Below are 23,849 nucleotides of genomic sequence, written 5' to 3' on the forward strand. Positions count from 1 at the left end.
TAGTTTTGTAAAAAAAAGCCATGCACTTTGAAATTGATTTTTTAAACAACAATGATATCCCTGAAATCATTGCACTTATATTGCCTATTCAGCAAATCGAACACCAGGTTCCCGTGACCATTGAAGACCAGCCCGACCTGTTGGATATAGAAAAATATTATAACAAAAAAGGGGGTGGTTTTTGGGGTATTAAGCAACAAGGGGTACTTCTGGGAACCATTGCATTAATAAAAATGGAAGCGGGCCAGGGAGGAGTAATCCGGAAAATGTTCGTTCAAAAGGAATACAGAGGAAAAGAATTAGGATTAGCACAAAAGCTTTTAGAACATTTGATAATCTACGCAAAGCAGGCTGACATGGATCACTTATACTTAGGCACCTTTCATACATTAAAAGCCGCCCTCCGTTTTTATGAGCGAAATGGTTTCGTACAAATTGAAAAAGCGACACTGCCTTCACATTTTCCAATTATGGAAGTAGATGACGTATTCTTTCATTTAACCTTGAATAACATATGAGTAATGTAATTGATGAATCAGGACTACTGGCAATTTCTACACGCCTACAGCGCTTAAGCGATCAGCTTAGAAAAGATGGATTGAAAATTTACGAATCTTACGGTATTCTTTTTGAACCGAAATGGTTTCCGGTGATCTATACTTTGCACAAGAAGCCCGTATTGAGTGTTGTAGAGATCGCCAATGAAATTGGTTATACGCATCCGTCTACCATTAGCCTCCTCAAAGAACTGGAAAAAAAACGACTGATTAAATCAAAAAAAGATAAGACAGATGAAAGAAAAAGGCTGTTGTATTTAAGCCCCGATGGAAGGATTTTGGTAGAAAAAATGTTGCCCATATGGGCGCTAATGGTAAAGGCCTTGGAACAACTTACCAACACCACCAATAATCTAATGAAGGCCATAGACGAAGTGGAACATCAAATGAAACTACAAGGTTTTTTTCAACGTGCGACATTGATTAAAGAGCATAAAGGTATTAATTCATGAATATCGAAATTAGAACAATACGCGAAACAGATAATCTGATTTTAGCGCAGATATTAAGGTACGCCTTGGACGAACATGGTATTCCCCAACAAGGAACCGTGTATACGGATCCCACAACGGACAACTTATATGCACTTTTCCGGCAGCCAGGCAGCGTCTATTATGTTGCAGAAGAAAACGGGGAAGTTCTGGGTGGCTGCGGCATTTTTCCTACAGCCAATTTACCTGCGGGTTATGCCGAATTGGTAAAGCTATACCTGTCAGACAAAAGTAGAGGTAAGGGCATCGGCAAAGCGCTCATTAATCGATGCTTTGAGAAAGCGATCAATCTTGGTTATACCCATCTTTACCTCGAATCTTTTCCTGAATTTGAACGAGCAGTAAGCATGTACAAAAAACTGGGCTTTAATCCAATAGCTCATGCGCTGGGCGATTCCGGGCACTATGCCTGTAACGTGTGGATGGTAAAAGAACTAACGGCACTTATTCCTTAAGATATCTATACCTTTTTGTATCTTTACTTTACATAAGATAAAGAACCACTATGAGCCGCATAGAAACACTAAATCAGGTGTTAGCTGGTTTAATGAACCGCTATAAAGAACGTGTTCCCGATGTTGGAGCCATCATGCAAGCTATGCTGTATGACGGTATAATTCAAGATGTTGAGGAGATTGAAAATGACCATATTGCCTTCAGAACCATGGGTGTACCCCCATTGGGTATAAAATCCTTCGAAAAAATATTTCTGCATTATGGCTACGAGAAGCGCGACTATTACAATTTTCCCGGAAAGAAATTAGACGCCTACTGGTATGCTCCGCCTGCTGACGAATATCCGCGGATTTTTGTCAGCGAGTTACGGGTGAATGATCTATCACAAAGCGCACAAGATATAATAACAAGTTATACGCAGGAAGTAACGACCGATCCGGTAGATAAACTGGATCTGGATAATGCAGCAGAGGTTGATCGCTTTCTACATAGTCCTTTATGGCGAATACCATCGCTTGAAGACTATAATATATTAGCCGAAGAAAGCGAATATGCATCATGGGTAATTTATAACCGTTATTACTTAAATCATTTTACAATCAGCATTCACAATTTGAAGGAAGGCTTCAATGATATTACATTATTCAATAATTTCCTTGAAAGGCACGGTTTCAAACTCAATACTTCCGGGGGCAAAATCAAAGTGAGTCCAGATGGCGGTTTACTTCAAAGTGCCACAGTAGCCGAAATGATCGAAGCTACTTTTGCAGACGGGCAAAAGCAATTCATTGCCGGCTCATACGTCGAGTTCGCTGAGCGGAAAATACTTCCGACTTATGCGCAATTACCTAAAGAGCAGATAACGCGAAAACATCGAAGAGAAGGCTTTGAGGCCAATAATGCCGATAAGATTTTTGAGAGCACCTATAATTCGCAAACGAAAGGCAATTAGTTATCCGTTTTTGGAAATCGGCTTGAAGCATCATTAATTATTACTGAAGGCCGATTTCCAATAAACAAAAGCGTATCTTAGATAACAATATTGACAATCTTTCCCTTGACAACGATGACCTTCTTAGGGGTGCTACCATCTAGATAACGTTGTACGTCTTCATTTGTTAACACTGCCTCTTCAATTTCCTTTCCTTCTAAGCTTAACGACAGCTTGACTTTAGTTCGCATCTTCCCGTTAAACGAGATAGGATACTCGAATTCATCCTCCACTAGATAAGCTGGATTAAATGCCGGGTAAGAAGCATAAGACAAAGACCCCGCTTCATTCCCTAACAATGTCCACAACTCTTCACAGATATGAGGTGCATATGGCGATAACACGATTACCAAGTCTTGCAGTATATCCCGTTTATTACATTTTAAATCAGTTAATTCATTTACACAGATCATAAAACTGGAAACAGAGGTATTAAAAGAGAACCGTTCGATATCATCTTCCACTTTCCGAATGATTTTGTGCAAGGATTTCAGCTCTGCTTTCGTTGGCGCGTCATTTGAAATGGAAAAGTCAGTATTCGCATGATGGAAAAGACGCCAGAATTTACGAAGAAACTTATGAACTCCTTCGATACCGTTGGTATTCCATGGTTTGCTTTGTTCTAAAGGTCCTAAAAACATTTCGTACATCCGTAAGGTATCGGCACCGTACTGTTCAATGATATCATCCGGATTGACGACATTAAACTTAGATTTAGACATCTTTTCCACCTCATGTCCGCACACATACTTGTCATCTTCCAAAATAAATTCGGCTTGCGCGTACTCTGGTCGAGATTGTTTGAATTTATCGAGGCTTAAAACATCATTATTAACGATATTAACATCAACATGTAACGCTATCGTTTTATATTGGTCCTTCAAACCGAACGATACAAAGGTATTTGTCCCCCCCCCCTCTTCATCCAATAATCGATAGACAAAATTAGACCGTCCCTGTATCATACCTTGGTTGATCAGCTTTTTAAAGGGTTCTTCTTCATTTACCTTTCCGATGTCCTTCAAAAACTTATTCCAGAAGCGGCTATACAACAAGTGGCCGGTGGCATGCTCGGAACCGCCAATGTAAAGATCCACGGCTTGCCAATAGTTAACAGCCTCTTTCGAGGCGAATGCCTCTTCATTATGTGCATCCATATAACGATACCAATACCAACTCGATCCTGCCCACCCCGGCATCGTACTTAGCTCATATTCATATACTCCTTGATATTTCCAATCCGTTGCACGTCCTAAAGGTGGCTCACCGCTTTCTGTTGGCAAGTATTTATCTACCTCAGGTAATAGCAAAGGAAGCTCACTGGCTTGGACTAATTTAGGTAAACCATCTTTAAAATACACCGGTACAGGTTCTCCCCAGTACCGTTGTCTTCCAAAAATAGCATCACGCATTCGGTAATTAATCTTTGCTTTTCCAACACCACGCTCTTCTAACACTGCAATTAACTTCGAAACAGCTTCTTCGTAGGATAACCCATTAATAAATTCAGAATTGATGTAAAGGCCTTCTTTTCGATTATCGGCTTCTTTGTCTATTTCCTGTATATCTAAAATTTTGATAATCGGTAAATTAAACTGTTTAGCGAAAAGATAATCACGCTGATCACCGGAAGGAACTGCCATGACGGCACCTGTGCCATAACCGGCCAGCACATAATCGGCAATCCAGATCGGTACTTGTTTACCCGTTAAGGGATGTAAAGCATAGCCTCCGGTAAATACACCTGTAACCGTCTTCGTATCCGCCATCCTATCGCGTTCCGATTTCTTTTTTGTTTGCTCGATATAACTATCGACAGCAGCACGCTGCTCGTTTGTTGTAATAAACGAGACCAATTCATGTTCAGGAGCCAGCACCAAAAAACTTACACCATATATCGTATCTACTCGCGTCGTAAACACTTCAATACTTTCGGATGGCTGATTGGCTAAGGCAAATTTTACACTCGCGCCAACACTCTTTCCTATCCAATTGCGTTGCATCTCTACCAAAGGTTCAGGCCAGTCAATCGTATCCAAACCTTGAAGTAGGCGTTCCGCATAGGCGGTAATACGCATACTCCATTGCATCATCTTTTTTTGAATCACAGGATAACCTCCCCGTTCTGACACGCCATCCTTCACCTCATCATTCGCCAAAACAGTACCTAAAGCAGGGCACCAATTGACAGCGCTTTCTCTCAAATATGCTAACCGGTATTTTAACAACTCGCTTTCCTTTTGTTGCTCAGAAAAGCGATTCCATTCATCAGCTGTAAATTCAAGTGCGTCCTCGTCACCTACCGCTTTCACACCCTTACTACCTTCATTTTCGAATATATCAATTAACCGATCAATGGATTCGGCCTTATCACTTGCGATATTATAGAATGAGTTAAAGAGCTGCATAAAAATCCATTGCGTCCATTTATAATATAACGGATCGCTGGTCCTAATCTCTCTGCTCCAATCAAAAGAAAAGCCAATATTGTCTAACTGCTCCCGATAGCGTCTGATATTTGTTTCTGTTGTGATTGCCGGGTGCTGTCCCGTTTGAATAGCATATTGTTCTGCCGGCAATCCAAATGAATCGTAACCCATTGGATGCAACACATTAAACCCACGTAGTCTCTTATAGCGCGAAAAGACATCGGAAGCGATATATCCTAATGGATGACCGACGTGAAGTCCTGCTCCGGAAGGATAAGGAAACATATCCAACACATAATATTTTGGCTTATCTGACGTATTATTAACTTTAAATGTTTGATTGGAAGCCCAGAATTGCTGCCACTTTTTCTCTATAGTCTTAAATTGATAGTCCATTATAACTCATTACAGTATGACTTGCGAAAGTACGAAAAATCTCACATCTCATGTCCTATATCTCATATCTAATTATTAATTTCGCATTTCAATTAGTTGCATATGGAAGAATTTGAAGTAAGTGCGTCATCCAGAAAAACAAAATCCGTCTATATATCTACGGTTATCAGTATTGCTTTGGTATTACTCATGACGGGTCTATTAGGGTTGATCCTCGTTCATGCCAAGAATCTTTCTAATTATGTTAAAGAAAACATAGTATTGAACATTATTGTGAATGATGGCGTAACCGAAGCCGATATCCTGAGCTTGCAAAAAGAACTCGATGGAAATCCCGCAGTGCTTCGCACACAATATGTCAGCAAAGAATTGGCTGCTAGAAATCTTCAAAACGACTTAGGGGAAGACTTTGTGAAATTTTTGGGTTATAATCCGCTGTTGTCTTCAATTGATGTTTATCTCAAAGCAGATTACGCTAACAAAGCAGGCGTAGAAACTTTCACAAAACAGGTATCTGGTAACAGTATGGTCAAAGAGGTTGTTTATCAAGACTCATTGATCGATATGGTTAACAAAAACATTCGTGTCATCGGTCTGATTATATTAGCCTTTGCCGCTATCCTGTTGATTATTGCCGTAGCGTTAATTAATAACACCATAAGGTTAGCAATCTATTCGCAACGCTTTTTAATCAAAAGTATGCAAATGGTGGGCGCCACGAAGGGTTTTATTCGCCGTCCATTTTTAGGATACGGTATCCTACATGGTTTGCTGGGTGCCCTTATTGCGATCATTCTTTTATTACTTACCTTGTATTTTGCGCAAGAGCAAATCCCCGAAATTGTTATTTTACGAAATTACTTTGAATTTGCCCTCATTTTTATAGGTGTAATCTGTTTAGGCATTCTGATTTCCGGAGCTAGCACTTATTTTGCAGTTAGTAAGTATTTGCGTCTTCGAATAAATGATCTTTATCGGTAATACCCATTCACATAATTAAAATTTAGCATTTATGCCGCAAGAAAAAAAGAAAGTAGCTCAAGGAGAACAAAAATCAAATTTTGTTTTTGGTAAATTGAACTATCAATTAATGTTATTAAGTATTGCCATCGTTATTATTGGATTTATTTTAATGGCAGGTAAAACAGATATCTACAGCTTTACTAAAATCACTTTGGCTCCTATTGTGGTAGTTGCAGGCTTTGCTCTTGGTATTGTAGCGATATTAAAAAACCCTACTAAATAAAACCAATAGATGACTGTAATACAAGCGATTATTTTAGCCATCGTAGAAGGGCTAACTGAGTTTTTACCTGTTTCGTCCACTGGCCATTTAATCATTGCAACTGCCTTAATGGGAATCGAACCCTCTGCTTTCGTTAAACTTTTCACAGTGGCTATTCAATTGGGTACCATCTTATCGGTAGTGATTCTCTATTTTAAGCGGTTTTTTCGATCCTGGTCATTTTATTTAAAACTACTCGTTGCATTTATTCCCGCAGCTATTTTTGGCTTACTCTTCAGTGACGAAATAGATAACATGCTGGAGAGTTCGATGACAGTAGCCATTACGTTAGTTTTAGGAGGCATCGTGCTCTTATTCGTTGATAAATGGTTCAATGCACCCCGTATTGACAATTCGGACGACATTTCTTACGCAACCGCTTTAAAAATTGGTTTTTTTCAGTGCTTAGCGATGATTCCAGGCATGTCCCGTTCGGGAGCTACCATCGTGGGTGGAATGACACAAAAACTTTCACGGAAAGCAGCCGCTGAATTTTCATTCTTTTTAGCAGTTCCCACCATGTTTGGCGCCACGGCAAAAAAACTACTTGACTTTTATAAGGATGGTAATCAATTTACTTCAGATGAATACAGTGTTCTGCTAATCGGTAATATAGTTGGTTTTATTGTTGCCATTATCGCAATTAAAAGTTTTATTGGTTATGTGACTAAATATGGCTTCAAAGCCTTTGGATGGTATAGAATTGTCGTTGGCGGGATTATTATCGCGATGCTTTTGAGCGGTCACAGCTTATCAGTGCTTTAATGGAAGACGAAAAGAAAAAGCAGCCTATTTTTCCTCATTTCGACTTCGCTGCCGGTGAAGTTTTATTAATTGACAAACCTTACAAGTGGACGAGCTTTGATGTTGTGGGAAAAATTCGCAATTCCTTAAAACCGTTAAAATTAAAAGTCGGACATGCAGGCACATTAGATCCGCTCGCTACAGGCCTCCTTATTGTGTGTACAGGCAAACGTACCAAAACTATCGACGAGCTTCAAGCACAAGAAAAAGAGTACATCGGAACTTTTACACTTGGAGCGACTACACCATCCTATGATTTAGAAACAACACCGGATTCGCTTTTTGACATTACACACCTTACTGAACAAGACCTACATCGGGCCACCTCAATATTTATCGGACCTATTGAACAATATCCACCCGTGCATTCAGCTGTAAAAATGCAGGGAGAAAGATTATATGAAAAGGCGCGCCGAGGCGAATCGGTTGAACTCAAACCACGGAACGTAATCATTCATGAGTTTGAATTGACGCGTATCGCTTTTCCGGACATTGAGTTTAGAGTCGTCTGTAGCAAAGGTACCTATATCCGATCACTGGCACATGACTTTGGAAAGGCGCTAGGTGTTGGTGCCTATCTAAGTCAATTGAGAAGAACCCGCAGCGGCAATTTTCAAATCAAAGATGCGTGGGATGTTTTGGAACTATCAAACCATATCCGATCGTTGAAAGAACAAGGTCAATTATTGATAAATGATAATAAAGAACATCCATAACAAGCCCCTAACGCTCAAATCTCGTCGCTTATTTTAGAAAAATGTGTATCTTGGAAAATAACGATTTACAAAATTGATTTTACGAGATTGACGGGGGTAATAAAACAATTGATCACAGATGAAAATATATAGGAACATTGAAGATTTTATACCATTGGATAACGCGGTGGTAACCATTGGAACCTTTGATGGCGTTCATATAGGACATCAAAAAATAATTAGTAGTTTAAGGGAATATGCGCAAAAAATAAATGGAGAAACGGTCCTTCTAACCTTCTTCCCCCATCCAAGAATGATTCTACATCCTGACGATGATAGCTTGCGCCTTATTAACACCATTGAAGAAAAAGCCGACAGGTTGGCAGAAAGTGGAATCGATCACTTGATCATTACTCCGTTTACGAGGGATTTTTCCAATCAATCGGCGGAAGAATATATCCGTGAGATTTTAGTTAGTAAGATCGGCACGAAACGAATTATTATTGGTTATGACCATCATTTCGGAAAGGACCGAAAGGGCTCACTTGTCGACTTGCTAAAATATGCTGAACAATATCATTACTCTGTACAGGAAATTCCCGAGCAAGATATCAATGACGTAGCCGTTTCCTCAACAAAAATCCGTGAAGCGCTCATTGTTGGCGAAATTGCTATTGCTAATAAATATTTAGGCTATCCATTCCATATTACAGGTAAGGTAGTTAAAGGGCAACAGTTAGGTAGGACAATCGGTTATCCCACAGCCAACATTGAAGTTCCTGAAAGTTACAAATTAATTCCGGCCTATGGTATTTATGCTGTACAGGCAACACTTATCGAACAGACTGAAATGACCACGGGAGAATATACCCCGGTAAAAAAAGGCCCAACTTTAAAGGGAATGGGGTATATCGGTACACGCCCCACTGTAAGAGGAGTTAACCGAAGCATAGAGATTAATTTTTTTGACCTTAACGAAGATCTCTACGGTAAAACACTTCAAATACAATTTTTACATTTTGTTCGACACGACCATAAATTTGACAATATTGAAGCAATGACTGCACAATTGGTTGAAGACGAGAAGAAAATTAAAACGTTACTTGATTGATTTTTGTCATCATTAAAATTTCAGATGAACCATCCATGTTTATCCCGAATGTTTTCGGGACATGTTTATCACACATGGAAACGTAAATTTTAATACGTGGTAAGCTCCATCCGACCGATGGACAAAATTATTTACGGATGAAACTCCATATCGATAAAAACGAGCAGGAAGCCATTGAAAATGCCATCTCACACTGGGAGGAAAACAACTTAATTGACAAAGAAACGGCTACCAAACTTCGACATTCCTATGAGGTAAAAGGTTTTGACTGGAGACGCTTGGCACAATATTCATTTTGGATCGCACTTTCTTGCATTGTATTAGCTTTTTTATCCCTGTTTGTAGACCAAGAAGTTCTCCACCTTCTATCCAAGCTTTACGAAACACCCAGCATTATTATTTGTGTGTTTTGTGCTTTGCTTTCTTCTTTATTTTATTATTTGGGCTATTTCAACAAAAAGAAATATCCTGAGAAATTATTCACCAATGAAAGTTTGATTGTATTGGGCGTATTTTCTACAGCAACCTTTATTGGTTATTTAGGGAAGGTTATCGATAAAGGTGACGGAATGTATTCATTCCTGTTTTTATTGTCCATCGTCATTTATACAATTCTTGCCATACAGCTCACTTCAAAAACTATTTGGGCGTTTATGCTGGTCGCACTGGGTATCTGGTTTGCGACCGAAACAGCTTATCATAGCAACTGGGGATTTAAATTTTGGGGAATGAATTTCCCGCTGCGATTTACCGTATTCGGCACCTTACTAACTGCATTTGCACTGGGCCTGCATAATAAATGGAGTGCTATCAAAGGTTTCCAACAATTAAGCTATGTAATAGGCATACTGTATTTATTCATTTCCTTATGGTTATTATCAATTTTTGGAAACTACAGTGACTTGGACAAATGGGCGGCAACCAAACAATACCATATTCTCTATTGGGGAGTTATCTCTTCCTTAGTTTGTTTGGCCTTTGCATGGTATGGTCTTAAAAAGAACGATATCATTGCCAGGGAATTCGGTATTACTTTCCTGCTGATTAATCTCTATACCAGATTTTTTGAGTACCTGTGGGATAATGTAAACCGAGCTATTTTCTTCGCTTTGTTAGCCTTGTCATTTTGGCTCATTGGAAGGAAGGCAGAAAAAATTTGGAGTGGAAGTTTCTTTAAAAAGAAAGATTTCCACTCCAAACTATGATTGCTTAGTAAACTGCAAATTCAAGACAATTTTTACCATGTCACCAACGACGACGGATCCAGCCTCGGTCAGATCATTCCATTTCAACCCGAAAGCTTGCCGACTAATTTTCGCAGTCGCCTCAAAACCTGCTTTTTGATTCCCGTATGCATCTTTCGCCGTGCCTCCAAATTCAACTTCAAACTGTACGGGTTCTTTATGCCCTTTAATTGTTAAATCGCCTTTTAACAAATATTCGGTATCCTTTTTCTTCTCAAAGGATACTGAATAAAAAGTTAGGCTGGGGTAATTCGTTGTATTAAAAAAATCAGCCGATCGAAGGTGTTCATCACGATCCTTCATATTCGTATCAATGCTACTTGCATCAATTGTAAACTCGATTTTTGCATCGGAGAAATCATCGTTAATTGTTTCAATGCGTCCATCAAACTTATTAAAACTGCCTGCCACCGTAGAAATAACCAAGTGTTTTACCCTAAATTGTACTTCGGAATGCGCAGGATCAACTTTCCATATAGAAGCCATGATATCGTCTTTATCACGAGAACAACAAGCACAATAAATTGTTTGACGTTATTCTGTCGCTACTATTATTTCATAGCTAATTTGCACACCACCCGCCGCTAGCATATCATGTACAGAACAATATTTCTTCACCGCGAGCTCAGCTGCCTTATTTGCTTTTTCGATATCAATAGGCCCTTTCAATTTGAATAGTAAATGAATAGCAGTAAAAACCGCAGGAATGGCATCTCTTCGTTTCCCATCGATCTCAATTTTTACATCCTGTATTTCTTGCTTTTGCTTCTTCAGAATATTTATCAAATCGAGCGCACTACAAGACCCCAAAGCCATTAGCACCAACTCCATCGGGCGCGCCCCTAATGACTCCCCGCCAATTTCAGGCGACCCATCAATATGAATTTTTATAGCAGTCGATGCGCTTTCTCCCTCGAAATGTACGGCCTGATTTACCCTGTTTAATGTTACTTTCATTTTTTTAGCTATCCGCTTTATTTATTATTATTACTTTTAAAATTTCGCCTTACATGTTAAACAGTTTCCGGTGCAAAAGCCGAGAATCAACCTTCGGATAACCAAATGCTATTTACTACCATCCAACGCTTGTTTTAAATCGGCTAAAATATCATGAATATCCTCCAATCCAACTGAAATTCGAATGGTTCCGGGATAAATACCGATTTGCTCTCGCTCTGCATCCGTTAACTTAGAATGTGTTGTAGAAGCAGGGTGTGTGGCAATCGTGCGTGAATCCCCCAAGTTGGAAGTGATTAAGGTCATTTTCAGCTGATCTAAAAAACGCTTTGCACGTTCAAATCCCCCTTTAATGATGAAGGTAACAATGCCGCCTCCTGCTTTCATTTGTTTTTTCGCCAATTCGTATTGAGGGTGGGAAGGTAAGAAAGGATATCGGACAAGCTCCACCTCCTCATGTGACTCCAGCATACCCGCAACTGCCAGTGCATTGCTACAATGACGATCCATACGTAGCGGTAAAGTTTCGAGGCTTTTAGAGATAATCCAGGCGTTGAAAGGTGACATGGCAGGGCCGGTATGTCGGATAAAAAACATAATCTCATCGATCAGTTCCTGCCTACCGACAACAATACCACCCAGAACTCGACCTTGTCCGTCCATGTATTTAGTGGCGGAATGACTCACTAGATCAAAACCATATTGGATTGGCTTTTGTAAATAGGGCGTAGCAAAACAATTATCTACATTTAATATAATATGTGGATATTTTTCTTTGAAAGTTCCCAACCAAGCTAAATCGACCAATTCCAATCCCGGGTTTGATGGCGTTTCCAAAAAGATCATTCTCGTATTGGGCTGAATGGCTTTTTCCCAATCATCCGGACTATTCGCATCTACATAAGAAGTAGTAATACCCCATCGTGGGAATAATATCGTAAACAATTGGTGCGTGGACCCGAAAACAGACCTGCAGGCTACAATATGATCGCCACTTTTCAGCAAGGCAGCAAACGAAGCAAAAACGGCAGCCATACCCGACGAAAAGGCTAAGCCAGTCTCAGCCCCTTCCAGCTCACAAACTTTTTGAATAAATTCGCTTGTGTTCGGGTTGGAATACCTAGAGTATACGATGCCATCTTCCTCACCGGCAAATATCGCACGTCCCTGCTCAGCATCATCGAAAATAAAACTTGAGGTTAAATATAAAGGCACAGAATGCTCTCGATTCTGTGAACGTTGAGTTTGACTACGAATTAATTTACTTTGTTCTTCCATTCTATTTCTATTGTCAGCTCAAACCTACCACAAAATTCATTTAGTTAGAAACTTTTATTTTAATTGTTTTGTAATAAACCTTGTGTGACATAAAAAAGCGTCAATCCAAATAAGGATCAACGCTTTATAAAAAAACAACCAAACTTATAGGGAGAACTCAATATAAATCTTGTTCAAGAAAACTCAATATCCGCGAAAAATCTTTATGCAAAGTGACCGCCTGACCAAACACTAATAGAACCGGACCGGCGTTATCAATGGATGTTTCCGCTGCAACTTCTTCTATTGTATTAACGACACCTATGGCAAGTCGTTCGTTCTTCATTGAGCCGTTCTGTATCACTGCTACGGGTAAGCGTCCTTTCCCTAGTTTCTTATAGATGGAAACGATTTCAGGCAATTGATCAAAGCCAAGCAATACAACCACAGTAGCTCTGCTCTTTGCAGCATCTTCTATTTCGCTGTTAAACAACCCTTCACTATCGGTAGCGCTTAAAATCCATAAACTATCGCTATTACCTTTATGGGTTACAGGAATACCCTGTAAACCAGGCACCGAAATGGCACTGCTTATCCCGGGGATGATTTCAGTTTCTATACTATAGGATGCAGCATATTCCAATTCCTCATATCCTCTTCCGAACACAAAGAGGTCGCCTCCTTTTAACCGAACTACATGCCCGAAATTAAGTGCATAATCCACCATGAGACGATTTACAGTCGCCTGCGAAAAATTCTCGTCTCCAGAGGGATTACCAACATAAACACGCGTTGCCTCTTTGGGAGCATAACTCAATAAGGTATCGTCAACCAATGCATCGTATATGACCACATCTGCTGTTTTAAGTGCTTTAACACCTTTTACACTTATTAAATCGGGATCTCCCGGACCTGCGCCCACCAAGGTTATTTTTGGCTCGACATACAGTTTTTCTAGCGCAGAATATTGCTGCTTTTCCATACAGTGCCTCCTATTTTTTTATACCAACTTTAAAAAAAAGCCTCCTCAGATTGCTGAAGAGGCTTCTTAAAGATTATATGTCCCTCTCCTAACTTAGAAATAAGCTACACATGCAGTTCATATTTCGATAGCAGAAGCGTTTCATACTTTTTATTCTAAAATCAACGAGACAAATATATATAAAATATATCAATTTAGTAGTCTTTTTTTAAAAAAAGAAAGAAATAATTATAAATAACTATCTATCAAGTAATTAACTACAAACCAAGTGCCAGATTTTCTTCTCGCTTAATGATATCAGCAATGCTTGTATCGTTCAAAATTTGAAGCATTGCATTTCTAACGTCTACAAAAGTATCCCGGATACCACAAGTCTCCTCTGTTTTACATTCGTCACATCGTCTATAAAAATTCAGGCTAACACAGGGTAACAATGCAATCGGGCCATCGGTAAGTCTTATAACTTGCGATAAGCGAATATCTTCCGGGTCTTTATTCAAGCTATAACCACCCCCTGCTCCTTTTTTGCTATACAATATACCTGCATTTCGCATTTCCAGTAATATTTGCTCAAGAAATTTCTTAGGGATATTTTCTTCTTCAGCAATTTTTAAGATTTGCATCGGCTCTTTCCCATAGTTCTTCCCCAATACGATAAGCGCTTTGATGGCATATTTTGATTTTTTAGACAGCATATTATTCCTTTGCTTTTTGTAAAATTACAAAATTTCCTTTAGTATTCAGACTGGTCCTCTTCTGTCTTATTCTATGTGTGTTTTAAGAAATTGACCTGTATAAGACGTAGGATGGTTGATAAGATCTTCAGGGGTCCCCTCAAACACGAGCTCTCCGCCTTTCTCTCCCCCCTCAAGCCCGATGTCTATGACCCAATCCGCGCACTTGATAACGTCCATGTTATGCTCAATCACCAAGATTGTATTTCCTTGTGCAATCAGGGCATCAAATGACTTCAACAGTTTTCGAATATCATGAAAATGGAGTCCGGTAGTTGGTTCATCAAAAATAAAAAGGGTATTTTTACTATTGTTTCCTTTTACCAAAAATGAAGCGAGCTTAATACGTTGTGCTTCTCCTCCCGAAAGCGTATTGGAGGATTGACCAAGCTTCACATAACCTAAGCCTACATCCGCCAACGGTTGGATCTTATTAAGTATTTTAGGTTGTTTACCAAAAAAATCCAACGCTTCTTCTACCGTTAATTCCAGCACATCATAAACATTTTTATCCTGCCAAGTTATGTCGAGCACCTGTTGCTTAAAACGCTTTCCGCCACACGCTTCACATGTAAGGTAAATATCGGCCATAAATTGCATTTCGATTTTCACTTCTCCCTCCCCTTGGCATACATCACATCTCCCTCCTTCAACATTAAAAGAGAAAGCTGCTGGTTTTAATCCTGCCGCTTTCGCTGCCGGTTGGTTGCTATATAACGCTCGTATTTCATCCCAAGCCTTCACATAAGTTACCGGGTTCGATCTAGACGATCGTCCAATGGGATTCTGATCAACCATTTCTACGCGCTCAATAAGTGGAAGATCGCCATCTAAACCATCAAAGAGACCGGTTTGTTCACCTGAATAGTTACCAGTAGCCTTCTGCAATGCAGGGTACAATATACGTTTCACTAGAGAAGTTTTACCAGAACCCGATACGCCCGACACCACAGTAAATGTATATAGAGGAAACTTTACATCGATACCTTTTAGATTATTTTCCCGAGCGCCTTTTACTGTTACAAAATGTTGCCACTTTCTTCTACTAGCCGGTACTTGAATAGACTCTGTCCCTTTTAAATATTTCCCCGTCAAACTTTGTTCGCTGGCAAGAATCTCTTGATAGGTTCCCGCGAAAACAAGCTGCCCACCATGCACACCTGCTTCTGGGCCAACATCGATAAGATAGTCGGCCGCCTGCATCATTTCCTCTTCATGTTCGACTACCAAAACAGTATTACCAACATCACGTAACGACTTAAGCACACCTATTAAACGTTGCGTATCTCGCGGATGTAAACCTATACTTGGTTCGTCCAGAACATAGATTGACCCAACTAAAGAACTCCCTAAAGATGTTGCTAAATTGATCCGTTGTGATTCACCCCCCGAAAGCGTATTCGATAGACGGTTTAAGGTCAAGTAGCCCAAACCTACCTCTGTTAAAAAACGTACACGGTTCTTGACTTCTATCAGCAATCGTTTTGCGATTGTTTCCTCCTGTTTTTCCAAAGAAAGATGATCGAAAAAGTCCAGCAAATCATCCAATGGCATAAGCACCATATCAGTAATTGATTTACCGCCCACCTTTACATAAGCAGCGTCTTTACGCAATCGCGTCCCTTTACAGTCCGGGCAATCCGTCTTTCCACGGTAACGAGACAACATAACCCGATATTGAATTTTATAGGTCTGCTCCTCTAACTCTTTAAAGAAATCATCTAAGCCGTTGAAATATTGATTACCTGTCCAAAGTAGTTGCTTTTGGGCAGAAGTTAAGTCCTTATAAGCCCGATGCACGGGAAAATCAAATTTTATCGCAACTTTGACAAATCGGTTCAACCATTCCCCCATTTTCTCTCCTCTCCAGGGAGCAATTGCTCCATCGTATACCGATTTGCTTTTATCAGGGATCACTAAGTCGGGATCAATCCCAATCACTTTCCCGTAACCTTCACATCGATTGCAGGCGCCATATGGATTATTAAAGCTGAAAAAATTAGGTGTAGGCTCTTCAAACACCATACCGTCCAACTCAAATCGATCGCAGAAAAAATGCTCATGCGTTCCATCATCAATGTAACAATCACCCTTGCCCTCAAAGAATGCTGTCTGAACTGAATCTGCAATTCTACTTAATGTTTCATCTTCTTGATTCACGCGAATACGATCAACAACAATTCGTAAATCACCCAGCTTAACATGACTATTGCTAACTTTTTTATCTTCAATTAGTGACTCAATCTTCTCGATCCGTCCCAAATATTCCACCCGGACAAATCCTTTCTGCAACAAAACGGCTAGTTCTTCTTTTAGTTTTCGCTGATTATGCGGATGAAGAGGGCCTAAAACAGTTATCTGCGTATCTGTAGGTAGTGAGGACACAAAATTCACCACGTCGGTTACGGTATCCTTTTTCACCTCTTTTCCTGATATTGGAGATAAAGTCTTTCCTATCCGAGCAAACAATAACTTCAAATAATCATAAATTTCTGTTGACGTACCAACCGTTGACCTTGGATTGCTTGTAATTACTTTTTGTTCAATGGCAATGGCTGGGGCAATCCCTTTGATGTAATCCACTTCCGGTTTATTCATACGTCCCATAAACTGTCGCGCATACGACGACAAGCTTTCCACATACCGACGTTGTCCTTCGGCATAAAGCGTGTCAAATGCCAGGGATGATTTCCCCGATCCCGACATCCCTGTGATAACCACTAATCTATTTTTAGGGATGGATACATCAATATTTTTTAAATTATGGACGCGCGCACCTTTAATAAGTATATGAGATTTTGCGTTTGAATCGGCCTGTTGTATCATGAATTCTTTGTAATTTGCTTTTTTTGAACGTTTTCCGCCTCTTATTTTCTCCTGAAAAATGGAGCCTACAAAAATACGGAATAAAGAAATAACAAACGATTTTCATATTTTTTCTTTGTTTTTCTAAAAAAAATGTTTTGCTTTGAAAAAATTTATTAATGTATCGATTGGGTTAAACCAATGGTTTACTTAAATTTAGGAGGACTGCTATAGAGGAAAAAACTACTTAACATACTTTTTTAAAACAAAAAAAAGACGAAGTAGCATAGCATGACACTGCAAAAGAAAACTGACCGACAACTAATTCATTTGTATTTAGCCGGTAATGATACGGCAATTGAAGAGTTAGTACATCGATATAAATCAAAGATTTACACATCCATTTATTTATTGGTAAAAGATCCTTATTTAGCCGAGGACTTGTTTCAAGATACATTCATCAAGGTGATTAGTACCCTACAAGCCGGGAGATATAACGATGAGGGTAAATTTCTTCCATGGGCTATGCGAATTGCGCATAACCTGGTGATCGACTACTATCGAAAGGAAAAACGTACACCTCTTATTGCCAATAGTGATGGCTTTGATATATTCGACGTATTACCATTCTATGATGAAAGCACAGAAGAACGTATGATCAGACAGCAAACGCATCGGGATTTAAGAAAAATGATCCAATTACTACCCGATGATCAAAAAGAAGTGCTCATTATGCGTCATTACGGAGACATGAGTTTCAAAGAGATCGCGGAAGTAACAGATGTCAGTATTAACACAGCGCTAGGACGCATGCGTTATGCTTTAAACAATCTGAGAAAAATGATTTCCGGTTCGGAAGTTGCTTTAAAAACCGGTTAATTCCAGTACGTCAGCTTCCTTGATCAATCCAATAGAAATAGAGTGTTCAATGGCCTCTCGATTCGTATTAAATAAACAGGTTTGAATTCCGGTTTCTTGAAAATTTTTAAAAAGCTGCAACGTCATTGCAGCTTTTTTATGTTTTATATCCCGAATATAGATAGCCATTATTCGATCGGGATAATCGTTAGCCAAAGCTGCATATATGATGGGATCGCGCTGTGAATTGTCACCGATTAATACAAATTTCTGCTTAGGAAAAACACGTAACAATCTGCTAATTCTTCTGTACTTATCCTCGTGTCCTGTTTTACCGGTTTTGAAAAAATCGAACCACCGCTTAAAGTGGCTTAACAAAAAGGAACCGTGTGGAAGCTTATTATAGGCAAAGATACGCTGAAGATAGTCGTATAAATTCCATTCGCTGCTCGAAACATAAAAAAAAGGGTTCAGCCCCTCCCGAGTCCGTGTTCCTGAGCGCGACAATAAATTATACCATATAACATTATCGGAAAAAAGCCTCCTTCGGTGGGCATTTTTTACTAATAGTTCGCGAAGACGCCTTAAAACGGTCGCGGAATGCGATATAAGTACCGTATCATCGATATCCGAAACGAACACGTATTGTGTAGAGTGTGGCACATAAACTTTTCCTTGCGTAAAACCGTACTTGCCGTCCACTCCCATTAATCCAATTTTCAAATCATGCAAGCCAGGGTCTAAATGGGTGTTCGAAGCCCATTTAAACTTAAAAAAACCATCCGGCTCGGCTATGGTCTCGATAATTTGATTATAAAACTGTAACCTTAAACGAACACCCCCGATCGGTCGTACAAGGAACAACTTCAGTAAACTGAACGTATGTTTCCAACCATTATTCGAAAAATCATTCGTCTTCTTCGGCTTGCGGTTAAGAACATGTCCATAAACCACTAAGTTTTTACTATGGCCATATCCATTGTATATTTTTATTTCAACTGACGTACCCATCATCCATCAAACATATAAAACAAATATTGGTTTTATAGTTGTCAACGTCAATACGAATGAATACAAATACATCCTTAAAATTATATGTCCTCCTTAATAAAGGTTCCGGCAACCAGCAAAGTGACCTCGAGAAACTGATCCGGGATTTCTATCGCGATAGTATGCACACGTTACATATCTTCACGCTCTCAAGAAGGTGTTCCGTAGAAGAGATCAGGCAAGATATTGCCTCCTTTGGTCCAGATCGACTTCTCGCTGCAGGGGGGGATGGTACCGTTAAGTTGGCAGCAGAGTGTCTTTTAGAAACAACCATCCCACTAGCCATCATACCAACAGGTTCCGCGAATGGCATGGCTAAAGAAATCAACCTCAAAAATAATATCAAAGTGGCACTTGAACTGGCAATAACCGGTATACCTAAACCTATCCACGTCTTACGAGTCAATGGAGAGCTGAGTATTCACTTAGCGGATATCGGTATTAACGCACGTATTGTAAAAAAATTCCAAACACTGAATGAACGAGGTATGATCGGCTATGCGAAGGCCGCTTGGCAAGCTCTTAAAAGACACAAAAAAATGCATGTTACCATTAATACACCGGGCAAAAGTCGGTCGCGAAAAGCCGAAATGGTCGTAATAGCAAATGGTACCAGCTACGGAACGGGTGTAAAAATAAACAAAACAGGTTCGCTATTTGATGGGCAGTTCGAGCTTGTAATTGTCAAATGGTTTTCCATTTTAGAGCTATTAAAAATGTGCTTCAGTTTCAAAACTCGTTTTAATCCATTCAAAACAGAAATAATTGCAACCGACCATGTTCAACTGACAACGAGGGAAAGCACTTTTTTGCAAGTTGATGGTGAATATATCGGAAAGGTTAAACAGGTAGAGGCGGAATTGATACAAGAAGCTATACGCTTAGTATGTTTTGACGAAAGAACATAATCGCGGTACACATTTTCTTATTTCTTTGATATGATAACTAAAAAATACTATCTTCATATTTTATCCTCATTGAAAATAATAAACCGAGATTATGACTAACTTTAAGCTGAACCGTAGAAGATTCATTCAGAGCGCTGGTGCTGTTTTAACCTTATCGGCATTGGAAGCAAAAGGCTTAACCTTCGCAGAAACACGCGATAATATCCGAGTTGGTTTAATTGGAGCCGGATGGTACGGAAAAAGCGACCTATTCAGACTCATCCAAGTCCGTAATGTTCAAGTCGTTGCTGTATGCGATGTTGATAACAATCGCCTGGAAGAAGCAGGGGCACTGATCAGTAAACGACAAGCCTCTGGCAAAGTTCCGGCGCTATATCGAGATTATAAGAAGATGTTAGCTGATCATAAATTGGACCTTGTGCTTATAGGAACACCAGACCATTGGCATGCACAACAAGCGATTGATGCAATGATATCAGGAGCCCATCTATACTTACAAAAACCCGTAAGTGTCGATGTGCTTGAAGGAGAAGCCATACTCAGCACCGCACGAAAATACAATAAAAAAGTGCAGGTAGGTACACAAAGAAGAAGTACGCCGCATTTGATTGATGCAAAGAACCGCGTAATAGACAAAGGCTTGCTTGGTAAAATAGCACATGTAGAAATGTGCTGTTACTATCATATGAGACAGAACGGAAATCCACCGCTAGAACCCGTCCCCGATTTTCTTGATTATGAAATGTGGACCGGCCCAGCGCCCCTACGCCCGTACGATGGTTTGCCGCATGGAAGTTGGTGGCGAACGTTTATGGAGTATGGAAACGGAATTATGGGGGACATGTGCGTCCATATGTTTGACACAGTGCGTTGGTTGTTACAGCTTAGCTGGCCAAAGCAAATTAGCGCTACCGGTGGAATCTTCGTTCAAAAAGAAGGGAAATCAAACATTGCAGATACACAGACTGCCATTTTTGAATACGATGAACTGAATTGTATATGGCAACATAGAACTTGGGGGACCCCGACCGATCCCGAATATCCTTGGGCCTTTATTATTTATGGGGAGAAGGGTACCCTTAAGGGAAGTGTCATGAAGTACGAATTTATTCCAACCGGTAAAGGTGATCGTATTGTGAAAGATGTAGTTTATGAGAAGGAAGAATTTCCGGAAGACTTAAATGAACCAAGAATTGAACTACATACCGCACCGGCGACACGGCGTCACATGCAGAACTTATTGTCCGCTATCGAAAACGACCATCTACCGGTCGCAGACATTGAAGAGGGCCACATATCAACGGCCAGTTGTATATTAGCTAATTTATCCATGCAGTTGAATCGACCGCTTACCTACGATTCGCAAAAAAAAATATGTGTTAACGATCCAGAAGCAACCAAGCTATTGAGAAGATCTTACAGAAAACCCTGGCAACATCCGTATATTACGTAGTCAACGACGCGTACACAGCTAAATACACCATGCTAAAGGTTGTCAATAAGCAAATACCGGAGTTTAAAGAACATCCTATAAAGATAGTCGTAAAAAAAGGAAACAAGCACATTACGCTGTTTCCTTCGGTAGCGGGAAGGCTGGAAATGTCGATTTTTTTGGATGATTACCAAGCTATATTAGATTCAAAAGATCTTGCGGATTAAACTATTGTCCCGTTATCGTGCTTAACGTCTATAAAATAGTAGCTGACCTGCATGATGTTGTTATCGTTAGCTAAATTTATAAGTGGTGAGCAATACGATCATCAGGAAAAAACCCAATTGCACCAGGTAGTACGTTTGCAATTTGTATTTTAAGTTTAGCACCTGATCTATTGCGTCATGCGAATCTGTACCGAAGATTTTTCTAAGTTTTACACCTAGACGCCTGCCAATAAATATACTGTTGATAACCAACAGCAGGACAAGGATCATTTTTAGCTTGAACCAGAGCTGTGTTCCCAAGAATGCATGTAAGGGGGCAGCCATACCAGTACCTGTAGCGATAAGTAGTGCCGCGCCTATGCCCGTAAGCCTTGAATAGTTCTTAGCAGCCGCCAGGATACCCGCAGCCTGTTCTTTCTGACTGTTAACTAATCTCCAAAACGTCCGATAATTAATAAAATCGATAAGCGTGGTACCAACCATCAGAATAAACGCGATTAAATGCAGCGTCAGCAAAGCTGGAAAAATTGACATGGTATAAATGTTAATGAAATGATAAACCGTTTATGACAATAATGCTTGGGATCAGGAAAATTGGACAAAGGCACAAACCTTTTTTTTTCCTAAGGATGTGTCCAGTTTTGTTCTTCCTAAGCATTATTAGGTATGTTATGGGATATATTATTAACCTTTAAATTTTTAAACATCATGACACAACGAATCAATGTTGTCGAAAAGGGAATGCCTGCAATGAAATCAATGGCTGGCATCAATGCTTACCTGGCAAAGTCGTCTGTAGAACGGGCGCTTATGGAATTGGTTTATTACCGCGTATCACAGATCAACGGATGCGCGTATTGCCTGGACATGCATACCAAAGACCTGCGCGAACTTGGCGAAACGCAGCAGCGCCTGTATATTTTGCCCGCCTGGCGTGAGGCTCCGTTTTACTCAGACCGTGAACGTGCGGCCCTTGCTTGGGCGGAAGCGTTGACCAGACTCACTGGCAGTATTGTGCCGGACGAGGTATATGACGCAGCTATCGCGCAATTCAGCGAAGAGGAATTGATAGATCTGACGCTGGCGATCATCGCCATCAACGGTTACAATCGCATAAACCTCGCTTTCCCTAATATGGCGGTTATCGGCACTTACCGGCCAGGGATACACGCCATTTAATTGTTATAAATGATTGGGATAACGCACACTTTTGATTAAATTTAAGACTATGAAAGAATTTGTATTGATCTTCAGGCAACCGAGTTTTGATTACAGTAATCTATCAGAAGAAGAAATGGCCGCTCTGCAAAAAAAATGGGCGGACTGGGCAAGTGCCATAGCTGCCGAAGGACGACTAACCAACGGTCTCCGGCTCGATCCGTCAGGAAAGGTGCTCAAAACAGGCGGCCTTGTTACCGACGGACCTTTTGTTGAGATACGCGAGATACTCGGAAGCCTGGTGGTGGTCAGGGCAGAATGTCTGGATGAAGCCGTGACCTTGGCGCATGGCTGCCCCGTGCTTGACCGTGGTGGCAGCGTGGAGATCAGACCGGTATTTAATTGACGGTTCCCAAAAAATCAATCCTGAAAGGTTAGCGCCGGGCAGGATGGTTTATACCCGTATGAAGCAGGAAAAAGATGATTTGAAAAACCTGTTCCAGCAGGAGTTTGCCAAAATGGTTGCCGTGCTAAGCCATAGCTTTGGGCTGGAACATATGGAGCTCGCTGAGGATCTGGTAAGCGACACTTTTTTGCAGGCTGTCGAAACCTGGGGCGAACAGGGTATGCCCGTAAACCCCACGGCGTGGCTTTATGCCGTAGCTAAACAAAAAACGCTGTATCATTTAAGGCAGGATTTTAGACGGAAAAAGTTATTTGAAGCCAATGTGGTGTCAGCAGGTGCCTCATTGGCCGAGCCTTATGCAACTGTCAGAGAACCTGATTTTTCAACCCAAAACATCAAAGACAGCCAGCTGGCCATGATCTTTGCCATCTGCACACCGATGATCGCCAGCGAGGCACAGATCGGCCTGGCCCTGCGGATTCTTTGCGGATTTAGTATTGGAATTGCAACTAAAAATAGGAGACTTTTTTATGCTGCCATTTTTTCTTTTTCCAATAGCATTTCTTCGATCTGTCTGGGTGTCTTATAACCCAGAGCAGAATGTGTTCTTTTGGTG

The 23,849-nt window shown here is 40.3% G+C and carries 25 protein-coding genes; 16 read left to right on the top strand and 9 right to left on the bottom strand.

The window, feature by feature from the left end:
- Positions 1-20: 20 nt before the first annotated feature.
- Genes RYH73_RS20365 through RYH73_RS20380 form a run of 4 tightly spaced genes read left to right on the top strand, consistent with a single transcriptional unit; the run spans position 21 to position 2,456 of the window.
- A complete protein-coding gene (locus RYH73_RS20365) occupies positions 21-518 on the top strand; it encodes a GNAT family N-acetyltransferase (RefSeq protein ID WP_335315328.1) in 498 nt (165 codons plus the stop codon).
- Positions 515-1,009 carry a MarR family winged helix-turn-helix transcriptional regulator gene (locus RYH73_RS20370; RefSeq protein WP_335315329.1) on the top strand — a complete coding sequence of 165 codons (495 nt, stop codon included), beginning with the start codon at positions 515-517 and terminating at the stop codon, positions 1,007-1,009. The genes RYH73_RS20365 and RYH73_RS20370 overlap by 4 nt, the downstream gene beginning before the upstream one ends.
- A complete protein-coding gene (locus RYH73_RS20375) occupies positions 1,006-1,503 on the top strand; it encodes a GNAT family N-acetyltransferase (protein WP_335315330.1) in 498 nt (165 codons plus the stop codon). Before RYH73_RS20370 ends, RYH73_RS20375 begins: the two co-directional genes overlap by 4 nt.
- Positions 1,504-1,553: 50 nt before the next feature.
- Positions 1,554-2,456 carry a DUF1338 domain-containing protein gene (locus RYH73_RS20380; protein ID WP_335315331.1) on the top strand — a complete coding sequence of 301 codons (903 nt, stop codon included), beginning with the start codon at positions 1,554-1,556 and terminating at the stop codon, positions 2,454-2,456.
- A 77-nt stretch (positions 2,457-2,533) separates the two neighbouring features.
- On the opposite strand, the gene leuS is transcribed toward RYH73_RS20380, so the two are convergent.
- A complete protein-coding gene (leuS, locus tag RYH73_RS20385) occupies positions 2,534-5,320 on the bottom strand; it encodes a leucine--tRNA ligase (protein ID WP_335315332.1) in 2,787 nt (928 codons plus the stop codon).
- Between the two features lie 102 nt (positions 5,321-5,422).
- On the opposite strand from leuS, the gene RYH73_RS20390 reads away from it, so the two are divergent.
- From RYH73_RS20390 to RYH73_RS20415, 6 genes are all read left to right on the top strand, one after another.
- A complete protein-coding gene (locus tag RYH73_RS20390; protein ID WP_335315333.1) occupies positions 5,423-6,301 on the top strand; it encodes a cell division protein FtsX in 879 nt (292 codons plus the stop codon).
- A 31-nt stretch (positions 6,302-6,332) separates the two neighbouring features.
- On the top strand, positions 6,333-6,566 hold the full coding sequence (locus RYH73_RS20395) for a DUF3098 domain-containing protein (protein WP_013663859.1): 234 nt from the start codon (positions 6,333-6,335) through the stop codon (positions 6,564-6,566).
- Between the two features lie 9 nt (positions 6,567-6,575).
- A complete protein-coding gene (locus tag RYH73_RS20400; protein WP_335315334.1) occupies positions 6,576-7,370 on the top strand; it encodes an undecaprenyl-diphosphate phosphatase in 795 nt (264 codons plus the stop codon).
- Positions 7,370-8,125, top strand: a complete 756-nt coding sequence (truB, locus tag RYH73_RS20405) for a tRNA pseudouridine(55) synthase TruB (protein WP_335315335.1) — start codon at positions 7,370-7,372, stop codon at positions 8,123-8,125. Before RYH73_RS20400 ends, truB begins: the two co-directional genes overlap by 1 nt.
- A gap of 118 nt (positions 8,126-8,243) precedes the next feature.
- On the top strand, positions 8,244-9,215 hold the full coding sequence (locus RYH73_RS20410; RefSeq protein WP_335315336.1) for a bifunctional riboflavin kinase/FAD synthetase: 972 nt from the start codon (positions 8,244-8,246) through the stop codon (positions 9,213-9,215).
- A gap of 137 nt (positions 9,216-9,352) precedes the next feature.
- On the top strand, positions 9,353-10,420 hold the full coding sequence (locus tag RYH73_RS20415; protein ID WP_335315337.1) for a DUF2157 domain-containing protein: 1,068 nt from the start codon (positions 9,353-9,355) through the stop codon (positions 10,418-10,420).
- Here the strand turns inward: RYH73_RS20415 and RYH73_RS20420 are convergent.
- The 6 genes from RYH73_RS20420 to uvrA all read right to left on the bottom strand — a co-directional run bounded on the left by RYH73_RS20420 (position 10,415) and on the right by uvrA (position 17,215).
- Positions 10,415-10,945: a YceI family protein gene (locus RYH73_RS20420; RefSeq protein ID WP_335315338.1), complete on the bottom strand. Its 531-nt coding sequence runs from the start codon at positions 10,943-10,945 to the stop codon at positions 10,415-10,417. The two genes, RYH73_RS20415 and RYH73_RS20420, sit on opposite strands and share 6 nt — an antisense overlap.
- A 48-nt stretch (positions 10,946-10,993) precedes the next feature.
- Positions 10,994-11,416 (bottom strand): OsmC family protein, encoded by a 423-nt coding sequence (locus tag RYH73_RS20425; RefSeq protein ID WP_335315339.1) that lies wholly within the window; start codon positions 11,414-11,416, stop codon positions 10,994-10,996.
- A gap of 108 nt (positions 11,417-11,524) precedes the next feature.
- On the bottom strand, positions 11,525-12,694 hold the full coding sequence (locus RYH73_RS20430) for a trans-sulfuration enzyme family protein (RefSeq protein WP_335315340.1): 1,170 nt from the start codon (positions 12,692-12,694) through the stop codon (positions 11,525-11,527).
- Positions 12,695-12,851: 157 nt separating this feature from the next.
- Positions 12,852-13,655, bottom strand: a complete 804-nt coding sequence (gene cobA, locus RYH73_RS20435; RefSeq protein ID WP_335315341.1) for a uroporphyrinogen-III C-methyltransferase — start codon at positions 13,653-13,655, stop codon at positions 12,852-12,854.
- A gap of 257 nt (positions 13,656-13,912) precedes the next feature.
- The gene (locus RYH73_RS20440; RefSeq protein ID WP_013663868.1) at positions 13,913-14,350 is read right to left on the bottom strand and encodes an RrF2 family transcriptional regulator; all 438 of its coding nucleotides are present in this window, start codon (positions 14,348-14,350) and stop codon (positions 13,913-13,915) included.
- Positions 14,351-14,416: 66 nt separating this feature from the next.
- Positions 14,417-17,215 carry an excinuclease ABC subunit UvrA gene (uvrA, locus tag RYH73_RS20445; RefSeq protein ID WP_335315342.1) on the bottom strand — a complete coding sequence of 933 codons (2,799 nt, stop codon included), beginning with the start codon at positions 17,213-17,215 and terminating at the stop codon, positions 14,417-14,419.
- A gap of 270 nt (positions 17,216-17,485) precedes the next feature.
- On the opposite strand from uvrA, the gene RYH73_RS20450 reads away from it, so the two are divergent.
- Positions 17,486-18,073: an RNA polymerase sigma factor gene (locus tag RYH73_RS20450; protein ID WP_335315343.1), complete on the top strand. Its 588-nt coding sequence runs from the start codon at positions 17,486-17,488 to the stop codon at positions 18,071-18,073.
- Here the strand turns inward: RYH73_RS20450 and RYH73_RS20455 are convergent.
- Positions 18,059-19,066, bottom strand: coding sequence for an App1 family protein (locus RYH73_RS20455; protein ID WP_335315344.1), 1,008 nt, complete (start codon positions 19,064-19,066; stop codon positions 18,059-18,061). The two genes, RYH73_RS20450 and RYH73_RS20455, sit on opposite strands and share 15 nt — an antisense overlap.
- 53 nt (positions 19,067-19,119) lie before the next feature.
- On the opposite strand from RYH73_RS20455, the gene RYH73_RS20460 reads away from it, so the two are divergent.
- Positions 19,120-20,010, top strand: coding sequence for a diacylglycerol/lipid kinase family protein (locus tag RYH73_RS20460; protein WP_335315345.1), 891 nt, complete (start codon positions 19,120-19,122; stop codon positions 20,008-20,010).
- Positions 20,011-20,101: 91 nt separating this feature from the next.
- Positions 20,102-21,463 (top strand): Gfo/Idh/MocA family protein, encoded by a 1,362-nt coding sequence (locus RYH73_RS20465; protein ID WP_335315346.1) that lies wholly within the window; start codon positions 20,102-20,104, stop codon positions 21,461-21,463.
- Positions 21,464-21,735: 272 nt separating this feature from the next.
- Here RYH73_RS20465 and RYH73_RS20470 read toward each other — a convergent pair whose 3' ends face one another.
- Positions 21,736-22,203 (bottom strand): hypothetical protein, encoded by a 468-nt coding sequence (locus RYH73_RS20470; protein WP_335315347.1) that lies wholly within the window; start codon positions 22,201-22,203, stop codon positions 21,736-21,738.
- A gap of 132 nt (positions 22,204-22,335) precedes the next feature.
- Here RYH73_RS20470 and RYH73_RS20475 point away from each other — a divergent pair, with 132 nt between their 5' ends.
- Genes RYH73_RS20475 through RYH73_RS20485 form a run of 3 tightly spaced genes read left to right on the top strand, consistent with a single transcriptional unit; the run spans position 22,336 to position 23,822 of the window.
- Positions 22,336-22,848, top strand: coding sequence for a carboxymuconolactone decarboxylase family protein (locus RYH73_RS20475; RefSeq protein ID WP_335315348.1), 513 nt, complete (start codon positions 22,336-22,338; stop codon positions 22,846-22,848).
- A 49-nt stretch (positions 22,849-22,897) separates the two neighbouring features.
- The gene (locus tag RYH73_RS20480; protein ID WP_335315349.1) at positions 22,898-23,233 is read left to right on the top strand and encodes a YciI family protein; all 336 of its coding nucleotides are present in this window, start codon (positions 22,898-22,900) and stop codon (positions 23,231-23,233) included.
- 58 nt (positions 23,234-23,291) lie between these two features.
- Positions 23,292-23,822, top strand: coding sequence for a sigma factor (locus tag RYH73_RS20485; RefSeq protein ID WP_335315350.1), 531 nt, complete (start codon positions 23,292-23,294; stop codon positions 23,820-23,822).
- Positions 23,823-23,849 lie beyond the last annotated feature (27 nt).

Origin of the sequence: Olivibacter sp. CPCC 100613 (genome assembly GCF_036959255.1) — a bacterium.
GTDB lineage: Bacteria > Bacteroidota > Bacteroidia > Sphingobacteriales > Sphingobacteriaceae > Olivibacter.

Bases quoted from the DNA above. Each gene is read 5' to 3' on its own strand.
- RYH73_RS20365 (WP_335315328.1), top strand. From the start codon at position 21: ATGCACTTTGAAATTGATTTTTTAAACAACAATGATATCCCTGAAATC.
- RYH73_RS20370 (WP_335315329.1), top strand. From the start codon at position 515: ATGAGTAATGTAATTGATGAATCAGGACTACTGGCAATTTCTACACGC.
- RYH73_RS20375 (WP_335315330.1), top strand. From the start codon at position 1,006: ATGAATATCGAAATTAGAACAATACGCGAAACAGATAATCTGATTTTA.
- RYH73_RS20380 (WP_335315331.1), top strand. From the start codon at position 1,554: ATGAGCCGCATAGAAACACTAAATCAGGTGTTAGCTGGTTTAATGAAC.
- leuS (WP_335315332.1), bottom strand. From the start codon at position 5,320: ATGGACTATCAATTTAAGACTATAGAGAAAAAGTGGCAGCAATTCTGG.
- RYH73_RS20390 (WP_335315333.1), top strand. From the start codon at position 5,423: ATGGAAGAATTTGAAGTAAGTGCGTCATCCAGAAAAACAAAATCCGTC.
- RYH73_RS20395 (WP_013663859.1), top strand. From the start codon at position 6,333: ATGCCGCAAGAAAAAAAGAAAGTAGCTCAAGGAGAACAAAAATCAAAT.
- RYH73_RS20400 (WP_335315334.1), top strand. From the start codon at position 6,576: ATGACTGTAATACAAGCGATTATTTTAGCCATCGTAGAAGGGCTAACT.
- truB (WP_335315335.1), top strand. From the start codon at position 7,370: ATGGAAGACGAAAAGAAAAAGCAGCCTATTTTTCCTCATTTCGACTTC.
- RYH73_RS20410 (WP_335315336.1), top strand. From the start codon at position 8,244: ATGAAAATATATAGGAACATTGAAGATTTTATACCATTGGATAACGCG.
- RYH73_RS20415 (WP_335315337.1), top strand. From the start codon at position 9,353: ATGAAACTCCATATCGATAAAAACGAGCAGGAAGCCATTGAAAATGCC.
- RYH73_RS20420 (WP_335315338.1), bottom strand. From the start codon at position 10,945: ATGGCTTCTATATGGAAAGTTGATCCTGCGCATTCCGAAGTACAATTT.
- RYH73_RS20425 (WP_335315339.1), bottom strand. From the start codon at position 11,416: ATGAAAGTAACATTAAACAGGGTAAATCAGGCCGTACATTTCGAGGGA.
- RYH73_RS20430 (WP_335315340.1), bottom strand. From the start codon at position 12,694: ATGGAAGAACAAAGTAAATTAATTCGTAGTCAAACTCAACGTTCACAG.
- cobA (WP_335315341.1), bottom strand. From the start codon at position 13,655: ATGGAAAAGCAGCAATATTCTGCGCTAGAAAAACTGTATGTCGAGCCA.
- RYH73_RS20440 (WP_013663868.1), bottom strand. From the start codon at position 14,350: ATGCTGTCTAAAAAATCAAAATATGCCATCAAAGCGCTTATCGTATTG.
- uvrA (WP_335315342.1), bottom strand. From the start codon at position 17,215: ATGATACAACAGGCCGATTCAAACGCAAAATCTCATATACTTATTAAA.
- RYH73_RS20450 (WP_335315343.1), top strand. From the start codon at position 17,486: ATGACACTGCAAAAGAAAACTGACCGACAACTAATTCATTTGTATTTA.
- RYH73_RS20455 (WP_335315344.1), bottom strand. From the start codon at position 19,066: ATGATGGGTACGTCAGTTGAAATAAAAATATACAATGGATATGGCCAT.
- RYH73_RS20460 (WP_335315345.1), top strand. From the start codon at position 19,120: ATGAATACAAATACATCCTTAAAATTATATGTCCTCCTTAATAAAGGT.
- RYH73_RS20465 (WP_335315346.1), top strand. From the start codon at position 20,102: ATGACTAACTTTAAGCTGAACCGTAGAAGATTCATTCAGAGCGCTGGT.
- RYH73_RS20470 (WP_335315347.1), bottom strand. From the start codon at position 22,203: ATGTCAATTTTTCCAGCTTTGCTGACGCTGCATTTAATCGCGTTTATT.
- RYH73_RS20475 (WP_335315348.1), top strand. From the start codon at position 22,336: ATGTTATGGGATATATTATTAACCTTTAAATTTTTAAACATCATGACA.
- RYH73_RS20480 (WP_335315349.1), top strand. From the start codon at position 22,898: ATGAAAGAATTTGTATTGATCTTCAGGCAACCGAGTTTTGATTACAGT.
- RYH73_RS20485 (WP_335315350.1), top strand. From the start codon at position 23,292: ATGAAGCAGGAAAAAGATGATTTGAAAAACCTGTTCCAGCAGGAGTTT.